The 16758-nt window shown below is 64.2% G+C and carries 14 protein-coding genes; 7 read left to right on the top strand and 7 right to left on the bottom strand.

Annotated features, from left to right (window positions below; translation table 11 throughout):
• Window positions 1-336 precede the first annotated feature (336 nt).
• The gene (gene typA, locus ACFW0B_RS22160; protein ID WP_449151131.1) at window positions 337-2154 is read right to left on the bottom strand and encodes a translational GTPase TypA; all 1818 of its coding nucleotides are present in this window, start codon (window positions 2152-2154) and stop codon (window positions 337-339) included.
• 133 nt (window positions 2155-2287) lie between these two features.
• Window positions 2288-3754: a tRNA uracil 4-sulfurtransferase ThiI gene (thiI, locus tag ACFW0B_RS22155; RefSeq protein WP_449151130.1), complete on the bottom strand. Its 1467-nt coding sequence runs from the start codon at window positions 3752-3754 to the stop codon at window positions 2288-2290.
• Window positions 3755-4089: 335 nt separating this feature from the next.
• Between thiI and glnA the strand changes: the two genes are divergently transcribed.
• A complete protein-coding gene (gene glnA, locus ACFW0B_RS22150) occupies window positions 4090-5493 on the top strand; it encodes a glutamate--ammonia ligase (protein ID WP_449151129.1) in 1404 nt (467 codons plus the stop codon).
• 185 nt (window positions 5494-5678) lie between these two features.
• Here glnA and ACFW0B_RS22145 read toward each other — a convergent pair whose 3' ends face one another.
• A complete protein-coding gene (locus tag ACFW0B_RS22145; protein WP_449151128.1) occupies window positions 5679-7880 on the bottom strand; it encodes a mechanosensitive ion channel family protein in 2202 nt (733 codons plus the stop codon).
• A 280-nt stretch (window positions 7881-8160) separates the two neighbouring features.
• On the opposite strand from ACFW0B_RS22145, the gene ACFW0B_RS22140 reads away from it, so the two are divergent.
• The 4 genes from ACFW0B_RS22140 to ntrC all read left to right on the top strand — a co-directional run bounded on the left by ACFW0B_RS22140 (window position 8161) and on the right by ntrC (window position 12109).
• Window positions 8161-8712, top strand: a complete 552-nt coding sequence (locus tag ACFW0B_RS22140) for a DUF4124 domain-containing protein (protein WP_449151127.1) — start codon at window positions 8161-8163, stop codon at window positions 8710-8712.
• A gap of 3 nt (window positions 8713-8715) precedes the next feature.
• Entirely contained in the window at window positions 8716-9345 is a 630-nt protein-coding gene (locus ACFW0B_RS22135) for a DUF4124 domain-containing protein (RefSeq protein ID WP_449151126.1), read from the top strand.
• Window positions 9346-9590: 245 nt separating this feature from the next.
• Entirely contained in the window at window positions 9591-10676 is a 1086-nt protein-coding gene (gene glnL / locus ACFW0B_RS22130) for a nitrogen regulation protein NR(II) (protein ID WP_449151125.1), read from the top strand.
• Window positions 10673-12109: a nitrogen regulation protein NR(I) gene (gene ntrC, locus ACFW0B_RS22125; RefSeq protein WP_449151124.1), complete on the top strand. Its 1437-nt coding sequence runs from the start codon at window positions 10673-10675 to the stop codon at window positions 12107-12109. Before glnL ends, ntrC begins: the two co-directional genes overlap by 4 nt.
• A 602-nt stretch (window positions 12110-12711) precedes the next feature.
• On the opposite strand, the gene ACFW0B_RS22120 is transcribed toward ntrC, so the two are convergent.
• A complete protein-coding gene (locus tag ACFW0B_RS22120; protein ID WP_449151123.1) occupies window positions 12712-13152 on the bottom strand; it encodes a hypothetical protein in 441 nt (146 codons plus the stop codon).
• On the opposite strand from ACFW0B_RS22120, the gene trmL reads away from it, so the two are divergent.
• Entirely contained in the window at window positions 13151-13612 is a 462-nt protein-coding gene (gene trmL / locus ACFW0B_RS22115; protein WP_449151122.1) for a tRNA (uridine(34)/cytosine(34)/5-carboxymethylaminomethyluridine(34)-2'-O)-methyltransferase TrmL, read from the top strand. The two genes, ACFW0B_RS22120 and trmL, sit on opposite strands and share 2 nt — an antisense overlap.
• 194 nt (window positions 13613-13806) lie before the next feature.
• Here the strand turns inward: trmL and secB are convergent, their stop codons facing one another.
• Genes secB through ACFW0B_RS22100 form a run of 3 tightly spaced genes read right to left on the bottom strand, consistent with a single transcriptional unit; the run spans window position 13807 to window position 14982 of the window.
• Window positions 13807-14277, bottom strand: coding sequence for a protein-export chaperone SecB (secB, locus tag ACFW0B_RS22110; RefSeq protein WP_190829512.1), 471 nt, complete (start codon window positions 14275-14277; stop codon window positions 13807-13809).
• Window positions 14278-14291: 14 nt separating this feature from the next.
• On the bottom strand, window positions 14292-14567 hold the full coding sequence (grxC, locus tag ACFW0B_RS22105; RefSeq protein WP_449151121.1) for a glutaredoxin 3: 276 nt from the start codon (window positions 14565-14567) through the stop codon (window positions 14292-14294).
• Between the two features lies 1 nt (window position 14568).
• A complete protein-coding gene (locus tag ACFW0B_RS22100; RefSeq protein WP_449151120.1) occupies window positions 14569-14982 on the bottom strand; it encodes a rhodanese-like domain-containing protein in 414 nt (137 codons plus the stop codon).
• A gap of 167 nt (window positions 14983-15149) precedes the next feature.
• Between ACFW0B_RS22100 and gpmI the strand changes: the two genes are divergently transcribed.
• Window positions 15150-16685: a 2,3-bisphosphoglycerate-independent phosphoglycerate mutase gene (gene gpmI, locus ACFW0B_RS22095; protein WP_449151119.1), complete on the top strand. Its 1536-nt coding sequence runs from the start codon at window positions 15150-15152 to the stop codon at window positions 16683-16685.
• The last annotated feature ends 73 nt before the right edge of the window (window positions 16686-16758 follow it).

The following is a 16758-nucleotide window of genomic DNA, read 5'->3' as shown; positions in this document are numbered from 1 at the left end:
CAGCGGATTCCATCAGGGCCAGCAGGGCTTATCGGCCTGCACCATAGGCCGGATATAAGACTGCTCCTACCTACACGCCAACATGATTACCGATTGAGCTCCGGGAGGCGTCCATATAAGGATTTCCCTAACGTCGGTGGCGCGCCCTACCCAAGCTTGCCTGCAAGCCTTTACCGACTGGCACCGCGGCCCCATATGCTCGGCCAGGCCTCGAACCGTTGGGTTTCGCTTCGCTCTACGCCCACCTACAGTTGTCGGCACAGTCGGAGGCGCATCCCAACAAAAAGCCCCCGCCGGATCACTCCGGCGGGGGCTTTTTCATTCACTGCGCGAGGGTCAGACCTTGCTGCGCTCGTAGCGCTTGCGGTCGTTCTCGTTGAGCAGCTTCTTGCGCAGGCGGATGGACTTCGGCGTCACTTCCACCAGCTCGTCTTCGTCGATGAATTCCAGGGCCTGTTCCAGGGTGAACTTCAGCGCCGGAGTCAGCTGGATGGTTTCGTCCTTGCCGGAGGCGCGCATGTTGTCGAGCTTCTTGGCCTTGGTGGGGTTGATCACCAGGTCGTTGTCGCGGCTGTGGATACCGGCCAGCTGGCCTTCGTAGACTTCGTCGCCCGGGGACAGGAACAGCTTGCCGCGGTCCTGCAGGGTTTCCAGGGAGTAGGTCAGCGCGGTGCCGGTGGCCATGGAGACCAGCACGCCGTTCTGGCGGTGGGCGACGTCGCCGGCCTTCACCGGACCGTAGTGGTCGAAGGTGGAGGTCAGGATGCCGGTGCCCGAGGTCATGGTCAGGAAGGCGTTACGGAAGCCGATCAGGCCGCGCGCCGGGATGATGTATTCCAGGCGGATACGGCCCTTGCCGTCGGGGATCATGTTGGTCATGTCGCCCTTGCGCAGACCCATCTGCTCCATCACCGGACCCTGGTGCTGTTCCTCGATGTCGATGGTGACGTTCTCGTAGGGCTCCTGCTTGACGCCGTCCTTCTCGATGATCACCACTTCCGGGCGGCCCACGGCCAGCTCGAAGCCTTCGCGGCGCATGGTTTCGATCAGTACCGACAGGTGCAGTTCACCACGGCCGGAGACCTTGAACTTCTCGGCGGAGTCGCCGGCTTCAACGCGCAGGGCCACGTTGTGCAGCAGTTCCTTGTCCAGGCGGTCCTTGATGTTGCGGCTGGTGACGAACTTGCCTTCGCGGCCGGCGAACGGCGAGTCGTTGACCTGGAAGGTCATGCTCACGGTCGGCTGGTCGACGGTCAGCGGCGGACGGGCTTCGACGTTCTGCGGGTCGCACAGGGTGTCGGAGATGAACAGCTCTTCCATACCGGATACGCAGACGATGTCGCCGGCCTCGGCCTCGGCCACCTCGACGCGCTGCAGGCCCGAGTGGCCCATGATCTTGAGGATGCGGCCGTTGCGGCGGGTGCCGTCGTCGCTGATGGCGACCACCGGGGTGTTGGACTTGACGCGGCCACGGGCGATACGGCCAATGCCGATCACGCCGAGGAAGCTGTTGTAGTCCAGCTGGGAGATCTGCATCTGGAACGGACCGTCGACGTCTACGTCCGGGGCCGGGACGTGGTCGATGATGGCCTGGAACAGGGCATCCATGTTGTCGTCCATCTTCTCGTGGTCGAGACCAGCGATGCCGTTCAGGGCGCTGGCGTAGACGATCGGGAAGTCCAGCTGCTCGTCGGTGGCGCCGAGGTTGTCGAACAGGTCGAAGATCTGGTCGATGACCCAGTCAGGACGCGCGCCCGGACGGTCGATCTTGTTCACCACCACGATCGGACGCAGGCCGGCCTTGAAGGCCTTCTGGGTCACGAAGCGGGTCTGCGGCATGGGGCCATCCTGGGCGTCCACCACCAGCAGTACGGAGTCCACCATGGACATCACGCGCTCTACCTCACCGCCGAAGTCGGCGTGGCCGGGGGTGTCCACGATGTTGATGTTGTAGCCGTTCCACTTGATGGCGGTGTTCTTCGCCAGGATGGTGATGCCGCGCTCTCTTTCCTGGTCGTTGGAGTCCATCACGCGCTCGTTTTCCGCTTCTTTGCGGTCGAGGGTGCCGGACAGCTTCAGGAGCTTGTCCACCAGGGTGGTCTTGCCATGGTCGACGTGGGCGATGATGGCGATATTGCGGAGTTTTTCGATCACGTTTGTATGTCTCGATAAAGAAAGCTTCAGGCTGCAGGCTTCAAGCTGCAGGCAATTTGTGCGATTCCGGTTACAACGTCGGGAGGCCGCAGTTGCTGCGGCTCCACCACATTGCGGGTAGAACGGGCTCCGATCATGGCCTGCCGCCCGTGGGGCGATAAACGCGCACATTGGCATGCCCCTCGCTGAGCAGGTGGTGGGCATGCAGGCGGCTCATCACGCCCTTGTCGCAATACAGGAGGTACTGGCGGTTGGCGTCCAGTTCCTTGAAACGGTTGTTGACCGCGTAGAACGGCAGGGCCTGCACCTCGATGCCCGGCAACTCCAAGGGGTCGTCTTCCTGGGCGTCGGGATGGCGAATGTCGAGAATGATCTGGCCCGGCAGGGCTTCGTTCACTTCTTCCACCTTGAGGTCCTGGCCCAGTTCGTCGATCACGCGGTCGATCGGCACCAGACGCGCACGTTCCAGGGCGCGTTCAAGGATGGCCATGTCGAACTGCTCTTCTTCGTGCTCGATACGGCCGATCCTGGCCTTGGTGGTCGGGTTCACCGAAATCACGCCGCAATACTCGGGCATGTGCTTGGCGAACTCGGCGGTGCCGATGCGGGTGGCGGTGTCGATGATGTCCTGCTTGTGGCTGGCGATCAGCGGGCGCAGCACCAGCATGTCGGTGGCCGAATCGATCACCGAGAGGTTAGGCAGGGTCTGGCTGGACACCTGGGAAATGGCTTCGCCGGTAACCAGCGCATCCAGGTTCAGGCGGCGTGCCATGTGGGTGGAAGCACGCAGCATCATGCGCTTGAGCACCACGCCCATCTGGCTGTTGTCCACCTTGCTGAGGATTTCGCCGACCACTTCCTCGAAGGGCACGCTGATGAACAGCACGCGCTGGGAACGACCGAATTTCTCCCACAGGTAGTGGGCCACTTCCATCACGCCCAGTTCGTGGGCACGGCCGCCGAGGTTGAAGAAGCAGAAGTGGGTCATCAGGCCGCGGCGCATCATCTGGTAGGCGGCGACGGTGGAGTCGAAGCCACCGGACATCAGCACCAGGGTCTGCTCCAGGGAGCCCAGCGGGTAACCGCCGATGCCGTCGTGCTGGTGGTGGATGACGAACAGGCGCTGGTCGCGCACTTCCATCCGCACTTCCACTTCCGGGTTCTTCAGGGAAATGCCGGCGGCGTTGCACTCCTGGCGCAGGCGGCTGCCGACGTGGCGCTCCAGCTCCATGGAGGTGAATGGATGCTTGCCGGCGCGCTTGCAGCGCACGGCGAAAATCTTGCCGGGAATCTGGTCGGCGTAGTGCAGCTTGCACTTTTCCAGCACGTCGTCGAAATCGCCCAGCGGGTACTCGTGCACTTCGAGGAAGTGGGCGATACCAGGGACGCAGGTCAGCCGCTCGATCATTTCGCGCAGAAGCTTCGGCTCGGTCTGGCGCGTCTGAACCTCGAGGTTGTCCCAGACGCCGGTCACCTCGAGTTCCGGGTCCAGGTCTTTCAGGACCGCGCGGATGTTCTTCGAGAGCTGGCGGATGAAATGCTTGCGCACCGGCCGGCTCTTGATGGTGATTTCCGGGAAGACTTTGACGATGAGTTTCATGAAAAACAGCGCGTGGGCGGCGGCCGAAAAAGAGGGGCGCGGATTATAGCGGAAATTGTTCAAGCTTTGACCAAATTCCTTCAGAAAAGCACAGATCGCACCAAAATGGATCACGCGCACCACGACAAGCACAAAAAGGGTGCGAAATTTTGTGCACAATCACGACCAAGCCCCCGCCAGGTGCGAGTTTTGAGGCTTCTGCCCAGAACGGGGCACTGGCACGCTAATTGCTCCCTTGTGAGGCAGGTCGCCCTGGCGGACTATCCCGCCCCGGCTTCACTACGAATTCTTTAAGGGGTTAACGGTTCCCGCCCCCTTTCCACCTGGAGGACAACATGTCGAAGTCGCTTCAACTGATTAAAGAACACGACGTGAAGTGGATTGATCTGCGCTTCACCGATACCAAAGGCAAGCAGCAGCACGTGACCATGCCGGCCCGTGACGCGGATGACGATTTCTTCGAACACGGCAAGATGTTCGACGGTTCCTCCATCGCCGGCTGGAAAGGCATCGAAGCCTCCGACATGATCCTGCTCCCGGACGACAGCACCGCCGTGCTGGACCCGTTCACCGAAGAGCCGACCCTGATCCTGGTCTGCGACATCATCGAGCCGAGCACCATGCAAGGCTACGACCGCGACCCGCGCGCCATTGCCCGTCGCGCCGAGGAATACCTCAAGAGCACCGGTATCGGTGACACCGTATTCGTAGGTCCGGAGCCGGAGTTCTTCATCTTCGACGAAGTGAAGTTCAAGTCCGACATCTCCGGCTCCATGTTCAAGATTTTCTCCGAGCAGGCTTCCTGGAACACCGACGCCGACATCGAAGGCGGCAACAAGGGCCACCGTCCGGGTGTGAAGGGCGGCTACTTCCCGGTACCGCCGGTCGACCACGACCACGAAATCCGTACCGCCATGTGCAACGCCCTGGAAGAAATGGGCCTGGTGGTAGAAGTTCACCACCACGAAGTGGCCACCGCCGGCCAGAACGAGATCGGTGTGAAGTTCAACACCCTCGTTGCCAAGGCTGACGAAGTCCAGACCCTGAAGTACTGCGTGCACAACGTTGCCGACGCCTACGGCAAGACCGTGACCTTCATGCCGAAGCCCCTGTACGGCGACAACGGCTCGGGCATGCACGTTCACATGTCCATCTCCAAGGATGGCAAGAACACCTTCGCTGGCGAAGGCTATGCCGGCCTGTCCGACACCGCCCTGTACTTCATCGGCGGCATCATCAAGCACGGCAAGGCGCTGAACGGCTTCACCAACCCGTCCACCAACTCCTACAAGCGTCTGGTTCCGGGCTTCGAAGCTCCGGTCATGCTGGCCTACTCCGCCCGCAACCGTTCCGCTTCCATCCGTATCCCGTACGTGAACAGCCCGAAAGCCCGCCGTATCGAAGCGCGCTTCCCGGACCCGGCTGCCAACCCCTACCTGGCCTTCGCCGCACTGCTGATGGCCGGTCTGGACGGCATCCAGAACAAGATCCACCCCGGCGATGCCGCCGACAAGAACCTGTATGACCTGCCGCCGGAAGAGGCCAAGGAAATCCCGCAGGTTTGCGGCAGCCTGAAAGAGGCTCTGGAAGAACTGGACAAGGGCCGCGCGTTCCTGACCAAGGGCGGCGTGTTCAGCGACGACTTCATCGATGCCTACATCGAGCTGAAGAGCGAAGAAGAAATCAAGGTGCGCACCTTCGTGCACCCGCTGGAATACGACCTGTACTACAGCGTCTGATCCACGAATACCTATAAATAGCGTCAACATTGAGGCCTCCTTCGGGAGGCTTTTTTATTGAATGGTTTTCCTGTGGGAGCGAAGTCATTCGCTATGGGCTGCGTAGCAGCCCCCCGCAATTTCAGGGCAGACCTGCGGTCTGCTTAGCGAATGAATTCGCCCCCACAACCAACGTTCATCGCCGTCTATATCCCCTCGTCCACCGCCATGCCCCGCCCTTCCGGCGATTTGGCCCTTGGCTGGCGCATCCGGCTGAGCTGCACGTTCAGGCGCGGCATCGCCAGTTCCAGGCCGCTCTGGTCGAGGCGCCTGCGCAGGCGCAGGTTGAACGCCCGCTGCACTTCCCACTGTTTGATCGGCGCGGTCTTGAAGCGGAAGCGCAGGATCGCCTGGCCGTTGTCGAAGCTTTCCACCCCCTGCATTTCCAGGGGCGACCACAGGCTGCGGCGCACGTCCGGATCGCTGCGCAGTTCCCTGGCCACCTCCTGCACCAAAGCCACCGCGTCGTCGATCGGCATGCTCGCCGGCACCGGCCAGCGGAACATGGCGTAGCCGAACTGCCGCGAGAAGTTCTTGATGCTCTTGATCTCGCTGAAGGGGATGGTGTGCACCACGCCATCCAGGTCGCGCAGGCGCACGGTGCGGATGGTCAGCCCCTCCACGGTACCCAGGTGGCCGCCGACATCCACGTAGTCGTCGATGGACAGCGAGTCCTCGATGATGATGAACAGTCCGGTGATCAGGTCCGCCACCAGGGACTGCGCACCAAAACCGATCGCCAGGCCGATCACCCCCGCGCCGGCCAGCAGCGGTGTGACGTTCATGCCCATGTTGGCCAGGGCGACGATCAGCGCGATCACCGCGATGGTCACGAACAGCACGTTGCGGATCAGCGGCAGCATGGTCAGCGCCCGGGTGTTCGCCCGGCTCTTGCCGCTGATGCCGAGGCTGTGCTGCACTGCCGTGTCGGTGAGGATCCAGACCAGCCAGGCCATCAGCAAGGTGGTGCCGAAGCTGACCACCTTCATGCTGATCTGCTCGCCATCGCCCTGGGCGTAGCGGATCAGCGACATGCCCCAGACCCGCAACCCCACTTCGACGAAGAACAGCACCACGAACAGGTGCACCAGGGTGAGGCCGAATTTTTGCAGCTGTTCGACGTAGGGTGCACTGCGCCGGTGCCCCTCACCGTCACGGCCGGAGCGGCGGTTAAGCAGGCCGATGACCGTCATCGCCACCACCGCCAGCACCGCGCAGAGCAAGGCACGGCGCAGGGCGACGCTGCTGTCGGCGGCGGACACGAAGGTGGCGAAGAGCGAGGTCCCCACCAGCAACAGCACCGGCACGAACCACAGGGAACCGACCAGTTCCACCAGTTCGTGCAGCGCGCGGCCCTTCAGGCGGCGCTCCAGCGGCTGGTTGCGGATCAGGTGGGCGATGGGGCGGCGGAAGCGCAGGACGAACAGCGCGGTGAACACCGCCGCAGTGGCATTGGCCAGGGTGCTCAGGCAGAGCGCCGTGTGCTCGCCCAGCCCTGCCACCAGGCGTGGGTCGTGGGCCGCCTCGCCGAGGGCGGCCAGGCTGCCGATCAGCCACAACGGACGGAACGCCTGGCGCCGCAGGATATTCAGTGCACGGATTCGGTGCGGACCGCTGAGCATCGACAGGCAGATCACGCAGAGCGCGGAAAACAGGGTGCCGCAGACCAGCACGTAGGCCATCACCATCGCCAGGGTCTTGCTCAGGGAGCTGGGCAATACGAACGAGAGGTAGAGGGTGATGAGGAAGGCGATCAGCCAGGGCCCCAGCTTGCTCAGGGCGAACAGCACCAGGTCGCGGGTCTTGGGATGCTGTGGCAGCTCCGCCGACAGGCCGAACCGTTCCCGCATGCGCCGCCCCAGCCAGAGCAGCGCGCTGGCCAGGCAGGCCCAGAGCAGGATGACCACGCCGAAGTTGAACACGATTCCCGGCCACTCGCGCCAGCCGGGCAGGCGCTCTTCCACTTCGGCGCGGGCCTGGAGGAACTGGTTGCTCCAGATCACCAGGGGGCTGTTCTCGCCCTGGAATTTCTTTTCCAGGCTGCCCAGGGTATCGCCGATCAGGCCGATCACCCCGCCTTCGCTTTCCTTCTCCTTGCCGGTGACGTCGCGCAACTGCTTCAGCTTCTTCAGCAGGTCAGCGCGCTGCTGGTCGTTTTCCAGGGTCCGGATCACCTGGTTGAGCGACTGTTCGAGCTGGGCATTGCTGACCGGTTCACCACCCGACGAGCCGGCCGCCAGCGGGTTGGGCAGCGCCGCCTGGCCCTGGTCGGGAACCAGCAGCCCGACGAACAGGCAGAACAGAAGCGGGAACAGGACGCGGATGAAGCGCAAGGATGGTATTGGCACGGGAAGAGCACCCACAAACGATTAAAGCGAAGCGCATCATACAAAAGCTGGCGCACCAGCCACTCGCGCGGATAGGCCGGCTTCGTACTCGGCAGCGGCAACAGTGACAGCGCGGGCTCCCAAGGGTTCGCCGCGACGAGATTCGAGCGGCCTCAGCCTGCACAAATGCGCCAACGTGTTGCACCGCACACCCACTGCACCAGCGCTGTCGCACAATACCTGACTTGCCAGCCCGCCATCCGGGTGCAAGGCTTGGCATGGGTTTCCGGAGACCGCCCTCATGCGACTCATCATCAGTTGCCTGCTGCTCGCCGCCGCCCTGCCGGCCGCCGCACAGATCTACAAGTACACCGACGCCAACGGCAACACGGTGTTCACCAACCAGCCCCCGGATGGCACCGCCAGCGAGAAGGTGGAGTTGCCGCCGACCAACGCGATCCAGGCGCAGCCGCCGGGCCAGCCTGCCGAGAAGGAGGCCAGTGCCGAGCAAGTGGCGTCCTACCAGGTGCTGGAGCTGACCGATATCCCCGACGAGGAAGCCCTGCGCGCCAACAACGGCACCTTCAGTGTCGGCGTCCACCTGGAACCGCGCCTGCGGCCCGGCCACAGCCTGCGCCTGCGCCTGGACGGCCAGCCCTATGGGCAACCGGCCAACGTACCGCGCCTGCAGGTGGTGAATGCCGACCGCGGTGAGCACAGCCTGGCGGTCGATGTCCTCGCCGGCACCACTGTGGTGCAGAGCAGCGCGCCCGTTACCTTCACCGTCCAGCGGGTCAACACCAGCAGCCCCGCGCTGCGCCCGCCAGCCCCCACGCCACGGCCCAACAACTGACTGATGACCCGTTTCCTGCTCCTCGCCCTGCTGCTCCTGGGCCAGCCCGCGCTGGCCGAGGTCTACACCTACATCGATGAAGAAGGTAACCGCGTCTTCACCGACCAGCCCAAGCCGGGCAACGCCAAGCGCCTGGAAATCGCCCCGGCGCCCAACACGATGAACGCGCCGAAGGATATCCAACCACCGCCGCTCTACCCCAAGCCCATTCCCCGTGAGCAGGGCTACCAGGTGCTGCGCATACTGGTGCCCGAGCCCGATGCCACCATCCGCGACGGCGAAGGCAACCTGATCGTCAGCGCGATGAGCGAACCCGGCCTGCGCGACAACCACAGCTATCGCTTGCTGCTGGACGGCCAGCCCGTGGGCGACCCTGGCCGCAGCCCGGTGTTCCCGCTGAAGAACCTGGATCGCGGCACCCATCAACTGGCGGTGGAAATCATCGACGAGCAGGGTCGCGTGGTGGAGCGCACCCCCGGCCAGCCAGTGCATATCGTGCGCATGTCGCTGTCGCAGAAGCGCCTGGCCCGCCCGTGCAAGAAGGACGACTACGGCGTGCGCCCCGAATGCCCACTGAAGGACAAGCCCAAGGACGAGGATGACGACGACATCGCCATCCTGCCGTTCATCTGACTCCCCCGGCTGCGGCGGACCGGGATGGCCTTCCCGATCCGCCCCCCGAACACCCGCCTAATACGCACCATTTCGGTGCACTCCTCTGCACCGCTTTCTATACTGTCCCCATTTTGGTTCATCCAGCGCCGAACTATCTGCTCTGAAAAGCCGCCTCGGCCAGCGAAAACCCTGTTTTTCCGCGCCTTTTCAGTGCTTTGGTTTGCTTCTTGCATTTCCACGTCATCGCCACGAGCACCAAAGCCATGACCATCAACGACGCCCTGCATCGACTGTTGCTCGACAACCTGACCACTGCGGTGATCCTGCTCAATGCCGATCTGCGGCTCGAGTACATGAACCCGGCGGCGGAAATGCTCCTGGCCGTCAGCGGCCAGCGCAGCCACGGCCAGTTCATCAGCGAGCTGTTCACCGAATCGCCCGAGGCCCTGACCTCCCTGCGCCAGGCGGTGGAGCAGGCGCACCCGTTCACCAAGCGCGAAGCCATGCTGACCTCGCTGTCCGGGCAGTCGCTGACCGTCGACTACGCAGTGACGCCCATCCCCAACCGCGGCGCAACCCTGCTGCTGCTGGAGGTGCATCCCCGCGACCGCCTGCTGCGAATCACCAAGGAAGAAGCGCAGCTGTCCAAGCAGGAAACCACCAAACTGCTGGTCCGCGGCCTGGCCCACGAGATCAAGAACCCCCTGGGCGGCATCCGTGGCGCCGCCCAGCTGCTTTCCCGCGAACTGCCGGACGAGTCCCTGAAGGACTACACCAACGTCATCATCGAAGAAGCCGACCGCCTGCGGAACCTGGTGGACCGCATGCTCGGCTCGAACAAGCTGCCGTCGCTGGCCATGACCAACATCCACGAAGTGCTGGAGCGTGTCTGCAGCCTGGTGGAAGCGGAAAGCCAGGGCGGCCTCAATCTGGTGCGCGACTACGACCCGAGCATTCCCGACCTGTTCATCGACAAGGAACAGATGATCCAGGCGGTGCTCAATATCGTGCGCAACGCCATGCAGGCCATCGCCGGGCAGAGCGACCTGCGCCTGGGCCGCATCACCCTGCGCACGCGCACCCTGCGCCAATTCACCATCGGCCATACGCGCCATCGCCTGGTGACCAAGGTGGAAATCATCGACAACGGCCCGGGCATCCCCGCCGAGCTCCAGGAAACCATCTTCTATCCCATGGTCAGCGGCCGCCCGGACGGTACCGGACTCGGGCTGGCCATTGCCCAGAACATCATCAGTCAGCACCAGGGCCTGATCGAGTGCGAGAGCCATCCCGGCCACACCGTCTTCTCTATCTTCCTGCCGCTGGAACAAGGAGCCTCTTCGTCATGAGCCGTACTGAAACCGTCTGGATTGTCGACGACGACCGGTCCATCCGCTGGGTCCTGGAAAAGGCCCTGCAACAGGAAGGCATGAACACGCAGAGTTTCGAGAGCGCCGACAGCCTGCTCGGTCGCCTCTCCCGGCAGCAGCCGGACGTGATCATCTCGGACATCCGCATGCCGGGCGTCAGTGGCCTCGACCTGCTGGCGCAGATCCGCGACCTGCACCCGCGCCTGCCGGTGATCATCATGACCGCCCACTCCGACCTGGACAGCGCGGTCGCTTCCTACCAGGGCGGCGCCTTCGAGTACCTGCCCAAGCCCTTCGACGTCGACGAGGCGGTTTCCCTGGTCAAGCGCGCCTACCAGCACGCCCAGGAACAGCAAGGCCTGGAAACCCCGGCGAGCCAGGCACGCACCCCGGAGATCATCGGCGAAGCGCCGGCCATGCAGGAGGTCTTCCGCGCCATCGGCCGCCTCAGCCACTCCAACATCACCGTGCTGATCAACGGCGAATCTGGTACCGGCAAGGAACTGGTCGCCCACGCCCTGCACCGCCACAGCCCGCGCGCGGCGTCCCCGTTCATCGCCCTGAACATGGCGGCGATCCCCAAGGACCTGATGGAGTCCGAGCTATTCGGCCATGAGAAAGGCGCCTTCACCGGCGCGGCCAACCAGCGTCGCGGCCGTTTCGAGCAGGCCGACGGCGGCACCCTGTTCCTCGACGAGATCGGCGACATGCCGGCGGACACCCAGACCCGCCTGCTGCGCGTACTGGCCGATGGCGAGTTCTACCGCGTCGGCGGCCACACGCCGGTGAAGGTGGACGTGCGCATCATCGCCGCCACCCACCAGAACCTGGAAAACCTGGTGCAGGCCGGCAAGTTCCGCGAAGACCTGTTCCACCGTCTCAACGTCATCCGCATCCACATCCCGCGCCTGGCCGACCGCCGCGAAGACATCCCGACACTGGCACGGCATTTCCTCACCCGCGCCGCCCAGGAGCTGGCAGTGGAGCCCAAGCTACTGAAAAGCGAGACCGAGGACTACCTCAAACACCTGCCCTGGCCGGGCAACGTGCGCCAGTTGGAAAACACCTGCCGCTGGATCACGGTGATGGCCTCGGGTCGCGAGGTGCATATCGACGACCTGCCGCCGGAGCTGCTCACCCAGCCCCAGGACACCGCCCCGGCGACCAACTGGGAACAGGCCCTGCGCCAGTGGGCCGACCAGTCGCTGACCCGTGGCCAGTCGGGGCTGCTCGACACCGCCGTGCCGGCCTTCGAGCGGATCATGATCGAAACCGCCCTCAAGCACACCGCCGGCCGCCGCCGGGATGCAGCGGTCCTGCTGGGCTGGGGCCGCAACACCCTGACCCGGAAGATCAAGGAACTGGGCATGAAGGTGGACGGCGGCGACGAAGACGACGGCGACGAAGCCTGACGCCGTCCGGCGGGGCGCAATGCCCCGCCCTCCCGCTTCCCAGCCCTCCACTCGCGATCAGCCCACCACTCCGGCGTCCGTGCGCCAAAGCTCCTCCCGTTCCCGCTGGCAAGTGCGGAACTGCAAGTCCAGCCAAACCTGCCGCCACTCCGAGCACCACCGAGCCCGTTCTTGCCTCCGCCCCGGCGAGGTCTTCCTGCATTCGCCAGGCAGCTGGATACGGCGACAAAAGGACCTTCGGTGGTGCCCGAACAACACTTGTGCATCAAAAAAGTGCTCCGCCACCAGGCACGCGCAAGACTGAAATCCTGCTGTCGGCGCCCAGCCCCTTTTCCCTCAAGGCCACTAGCCACGCGGCCTCCAGGCGAGCGAAGAGACTTGTACTGGTGTTCCGAAAAAACTGGCACGCCCCGTGCAATAGTCCAGATAACAGCGGTTTCGGGGGCCCTGGTACAGGCAGGCCAGGGAATCCCCGCTCTTATGACAGGCAGGCTGACCTCCAGCCGCCACGGCTCCAGAAGAGCCGCATGCAGGACGGCGTCGCCCACGGGCGACCAGGTTTCAGGGGGCCTTGGTACAGGCAGGCCGGGGAATCCCCTCTTTTATTCGGCGCGCAGGCTGACTTCCAGCCGCCAGCGCCCATCCGCCGCGGCGCCGTGCCATTCACCGTGCAAGGGTCGCGCCGCAACGAAGCGCAGCATCACGCCATGGGGCGAGCGCTGCACCTTCCAGCTCACCGGCGCCGTGCCGAGGGTCAGTTGCCCCCGGGCGGACTGCCCGTCCGCGCCGAGTATCAGCGCATAGGCGCCATCCAGCTCTTCAGCCCGCACCTCGGGCTCCTGATCGAACCAGAGCGCGAGGCCGTCCTGGCGCACCTCGATTTGCTCCAGATGCACGGGCTCGGGCGTCGTCAGGCGGCCGATCATCATGCCCACCAGCAGGCCGAACAGCGCAAGGGAGAACAAAAAGCGCGGCCACAGGCTCGGTCGGGGATCATCATCGGGAGTAGAATGCCGCCCGTCTTCGGGCTCGGGGCCACCCATGTTTCACGTCATCCTGTTTCAACCGGAAATTCCGCCGAATACCGGCAACATTATCAGGCTGTGCGCCAATTCTGGCTGCCACCTTCATCTCATCGACCCCCTTGGATTCGAACTGGACGACAAGCGCTTGCGCCGGGCCGGCCTGGACTACCACGAGTACGCCACCCTCAAGCGCTACAGCGACCTGGAAAGCTGCCTGGAGGCCCTGGGCCACCCCCGCGTTTTCGCCTTCACCACCAAGGGCAGCAAGCTGTTCCATGAAGCGGCCTTCGAGAAGGGCGATGCCTTCCTCTTCGGCCCGGAAAGCCGTGGCCTGCCCCAGGAAGTTCGCGACAGCCTGCCACCCGAGCAGCGCCTGCGCCTGCCGATGCGCCCCAACTGCCGCAGCCTGAACCTCTCCAACACCGTGGCCGTGGCGGTGTACGAGGCCTGGCGGCAGCATGATTTCAGCTTGGATTGAGCCGGGACAAGGCCGCTCCGGCACTTCTGTGGGGGCGAATTCATTCGCTAAGCAGCCCGCAGGGCTGCCCTCAACGCCACAGGGGCCGCTTCGCGGCCCTTAGCGAATGAATTCGCCCCACAAGGTTTCCCCACCCCATTTCCCGGACAAAGAAAAAGCGCCCCGAAAGGCGCTTTTTTCGTGGAGCCGGAAACTCAGGCCTGGGCTTCGCCGGCGGCCTGCAGACGCGCCAGTTCCTGGGCGTACAGGGCGTCGAAGTTGACCGGGGAGAGCATCAGCGCCGGGAAGGAACCACGGACAACCAGGCTGTCCAGGGTTTCACGGGCATAGGGGAACAGGATGTTCGGGCAGAAGGCGCCCAGGGTGTGGCTCATGGAAGCCGCGTCCAGGCCCTTGATCAGGAAGATACCGGCCTGCTGCACTTCAGCGATGAAGGCGGTTTCTTCGCCGTTCTTCACGGTCACGGACAGAGTCAGCACCACTTCGTGGAAGTCGCCGTCCAGTTGCTTCTGGCGGGTGTTCAGGTCCAGGGAAACGCTCGGGGTCCACTCCTGGCGGAAGATCTCCGGGCTCTTCGGGGCTTCGAAGGACAGGTCGCGCACGTAGATGCGCTGCAGGGAAAACTGGGGATTCTGGTTTTCGCCGTTGCTTGCTTGTTCGGTCATGGTTCTGCCTTGTTCTAGTGCGTTTCCGTTTGCGGGCTCACCTGGAGCAGCGCATCGAGCTTGCCGGCGCGTTCCAGGGCGTACAGGTCGTCACAGCCGCCCACGTGGGTCTGGCCGATCCAGATCTGCGGCACCGAGGTACGCCCGGCCTTGCGGGTCATCTCGGCGCGAATTGCGGGGTTGCCATCAACGCTGATTTCTTCATAGCGCACACCCTTGCTGTCCAGCAGGTGCTTGGCACGGATGCAGTAGGGGCACCAGGCGCTCGAATAGACGACGATTTCGGCCATCTCACTTCACCAGCGGCAGGTTGTCGCCACGCCAGGAGCCGATGCCACCGGACAGCTTGAGCGCGTTGAATCCGGCCTTCTTCAGGTCACGGCAGACAGTGCCGGCATGCTGGCCCATGGAATCGACCACGATGATGGCCTTGTCCTTGTGCTTCTCCAGTTCGGCGATGCGGCTGGCGAGCTTCTCGTAGGGAATGTTCAGGGCATCGACGATATGGCCGCCGGAGAAATCCTTGCTAGCGCGCACGTCGAGCACCACGGCCTGGCCGCCGTTGACCATGGTGGTCAGCTCGCGGGTGGAAATGGCGCGGCCGCTACGGCGCAGTTCATGGGCCAGCAGCAGGGCCAGCAGCACCACGAACGATCCACTCAGTACATAGTGGTTAGTGGCAAATTCAATCAGCTTAGCGAGCATCGTCGGCTTCCGGGACGGTAAAATGCCGGCCAGTATACACAGCCCCACAGGTCGGCCAAACCCCGTCCAGCGGTGACGCCGACGGAACCAGACCGTAGAATGCCGCGTCTTTTTTCCGGGGCCTTGCCCGCAACTTTCCTCCCATTGCCGCAGACGAGACGGACACTATGACAGCCACGCCCAAACCCCTGGTCCTGATCATCCTGGACGGTTTCGGTCACAGTGACAGCCCCGAATACAACGCCATCCACGCCGCCAGCACCCCGGTCTACGATCGCCTGCGCGCCACCCAGCCCCACGGCCTGATTTCGGGCAGCGGCATGGACGTCGGCCTGCCGGACGGCCAGATGGGCAACTCCGAAGTCGGCCACATGAACCTGGGTGCAGGTCGCGTGGTGTACCAGGACTTCACCCGCGTGACCAAGGCGATCCGCGACGGCGACTTCTTCAGCAACCCGGCAATCACCGCCGCCGTGGACAAGGCCGTGGCCGCCGGCAAGGCGGTGCACTTCATGGGCCTGCTTTCCGAAGGCGGCGTGCACAGCCACCAGGACCACCTGGTCGCCATGGCCGAACTGGCCGCCAGGCGCGGCGCGGAGCAGATCTACCTGCACGCCTTCCTCGACGGCCGCGACACCCCGCCGAAGAGCGCCGAGCCGTCCATCAAGCTGCTTGACGACACCTTCGCCCGCCTCGGCAAGGGCCGCATCGCCAGCCTGATCGGCCGCTACTTCGCCATGGACCGCGACAACCGCTGGGACCGCGTCGAAGCGGCCTACAACCTGATCACCGAAGGCCAGGCCGAATTCACCGCTGCCACCGCAGTCGAAGGCCTGGCTGCCGCCTACGAGCGCGGCGAGAGCGACGAATTCGTCAAGGCCACCCGTATCGGCGATCCGGTGAAGGTGGAAGACGGCGACGCCGTGATCTTCATGAACTTCCGCGCCGACCGCGCCCGCGAACTGTCGCGCGCCTTCGTCGAACCGGGCTTCAAGGAATTCCCCCGCCAGCGCGAGCTGAGCCTCGCCGGCTACGTGATGCTGACCCAGTACGCGGCCAGCATCCCCGCGCCCTGTGCCTTCAAGCCAGAGTCCCTGGACAACGTGCTGGGCGAATACCTGGCCAAGAACGGCAAGACCCAGCTGCGCATCGCCGAGACCGAGAAGTACGCCCACGTGACCTTCTTCTTCTCCGGCGGCCGCGAAGAGCCCTTCGAAGGCGAAGAGCGCATCCTGATCCCGTCGCCCAAGGTCGCCACCTATGACCTGCAGCCGGAAATGAGCGCCCCCGAGGTGACCGACAAGATCGTCGACGCCATCCTCAACCAGCGCTACGACGTGATCGTGGTCAACTACGCCAACGGCGACATGGTCGGCCACACCGGCGTGTTCGAAGCCGCGGTCAAGGCGGTCGAGTGCCTGGACAGCTGCGTCGGCCGCATCGTCGAAGCCCTGGACAAGGTGGGCGGTGAAGCGCTGATCACCGCCGACCACGGCAACGTCGAACAGATGGAAGACGAAGTGACCGGCCAGGCGCACACCGCCCACACCTGTGAGCCGGTGCCCTTCATCTATGTAGGCAAGCGCCCGGCGAAGATCCGCGAAGGCGGCGTGCTGGCCGACGTGGCGCCGACCCTGCTGACCCTGATGGGCCTGCCGGTACCGGCCGAGATGACCGGCAAGACCATCGTCGAACTGCAATGATCGCCCCGGGCCGCCACCTATGGGCGGCCCGCGCGCGGAAATTCTGCGCGCCTCATCCGGAAACGCCCCGACC

This window comes from Metapseudomonas phytobenefica (genome assembly GCF_043392685.1).
Taxonomy (GTDB): Bacteria; Pseudomonadota; Gammaproteobacteria; order Pseudomonadales; family Pseudomonadaceae; genus Metapseudomonas.
This window is presented reverse-complemented; position numbering and strand designations above follow the sequence as displayed.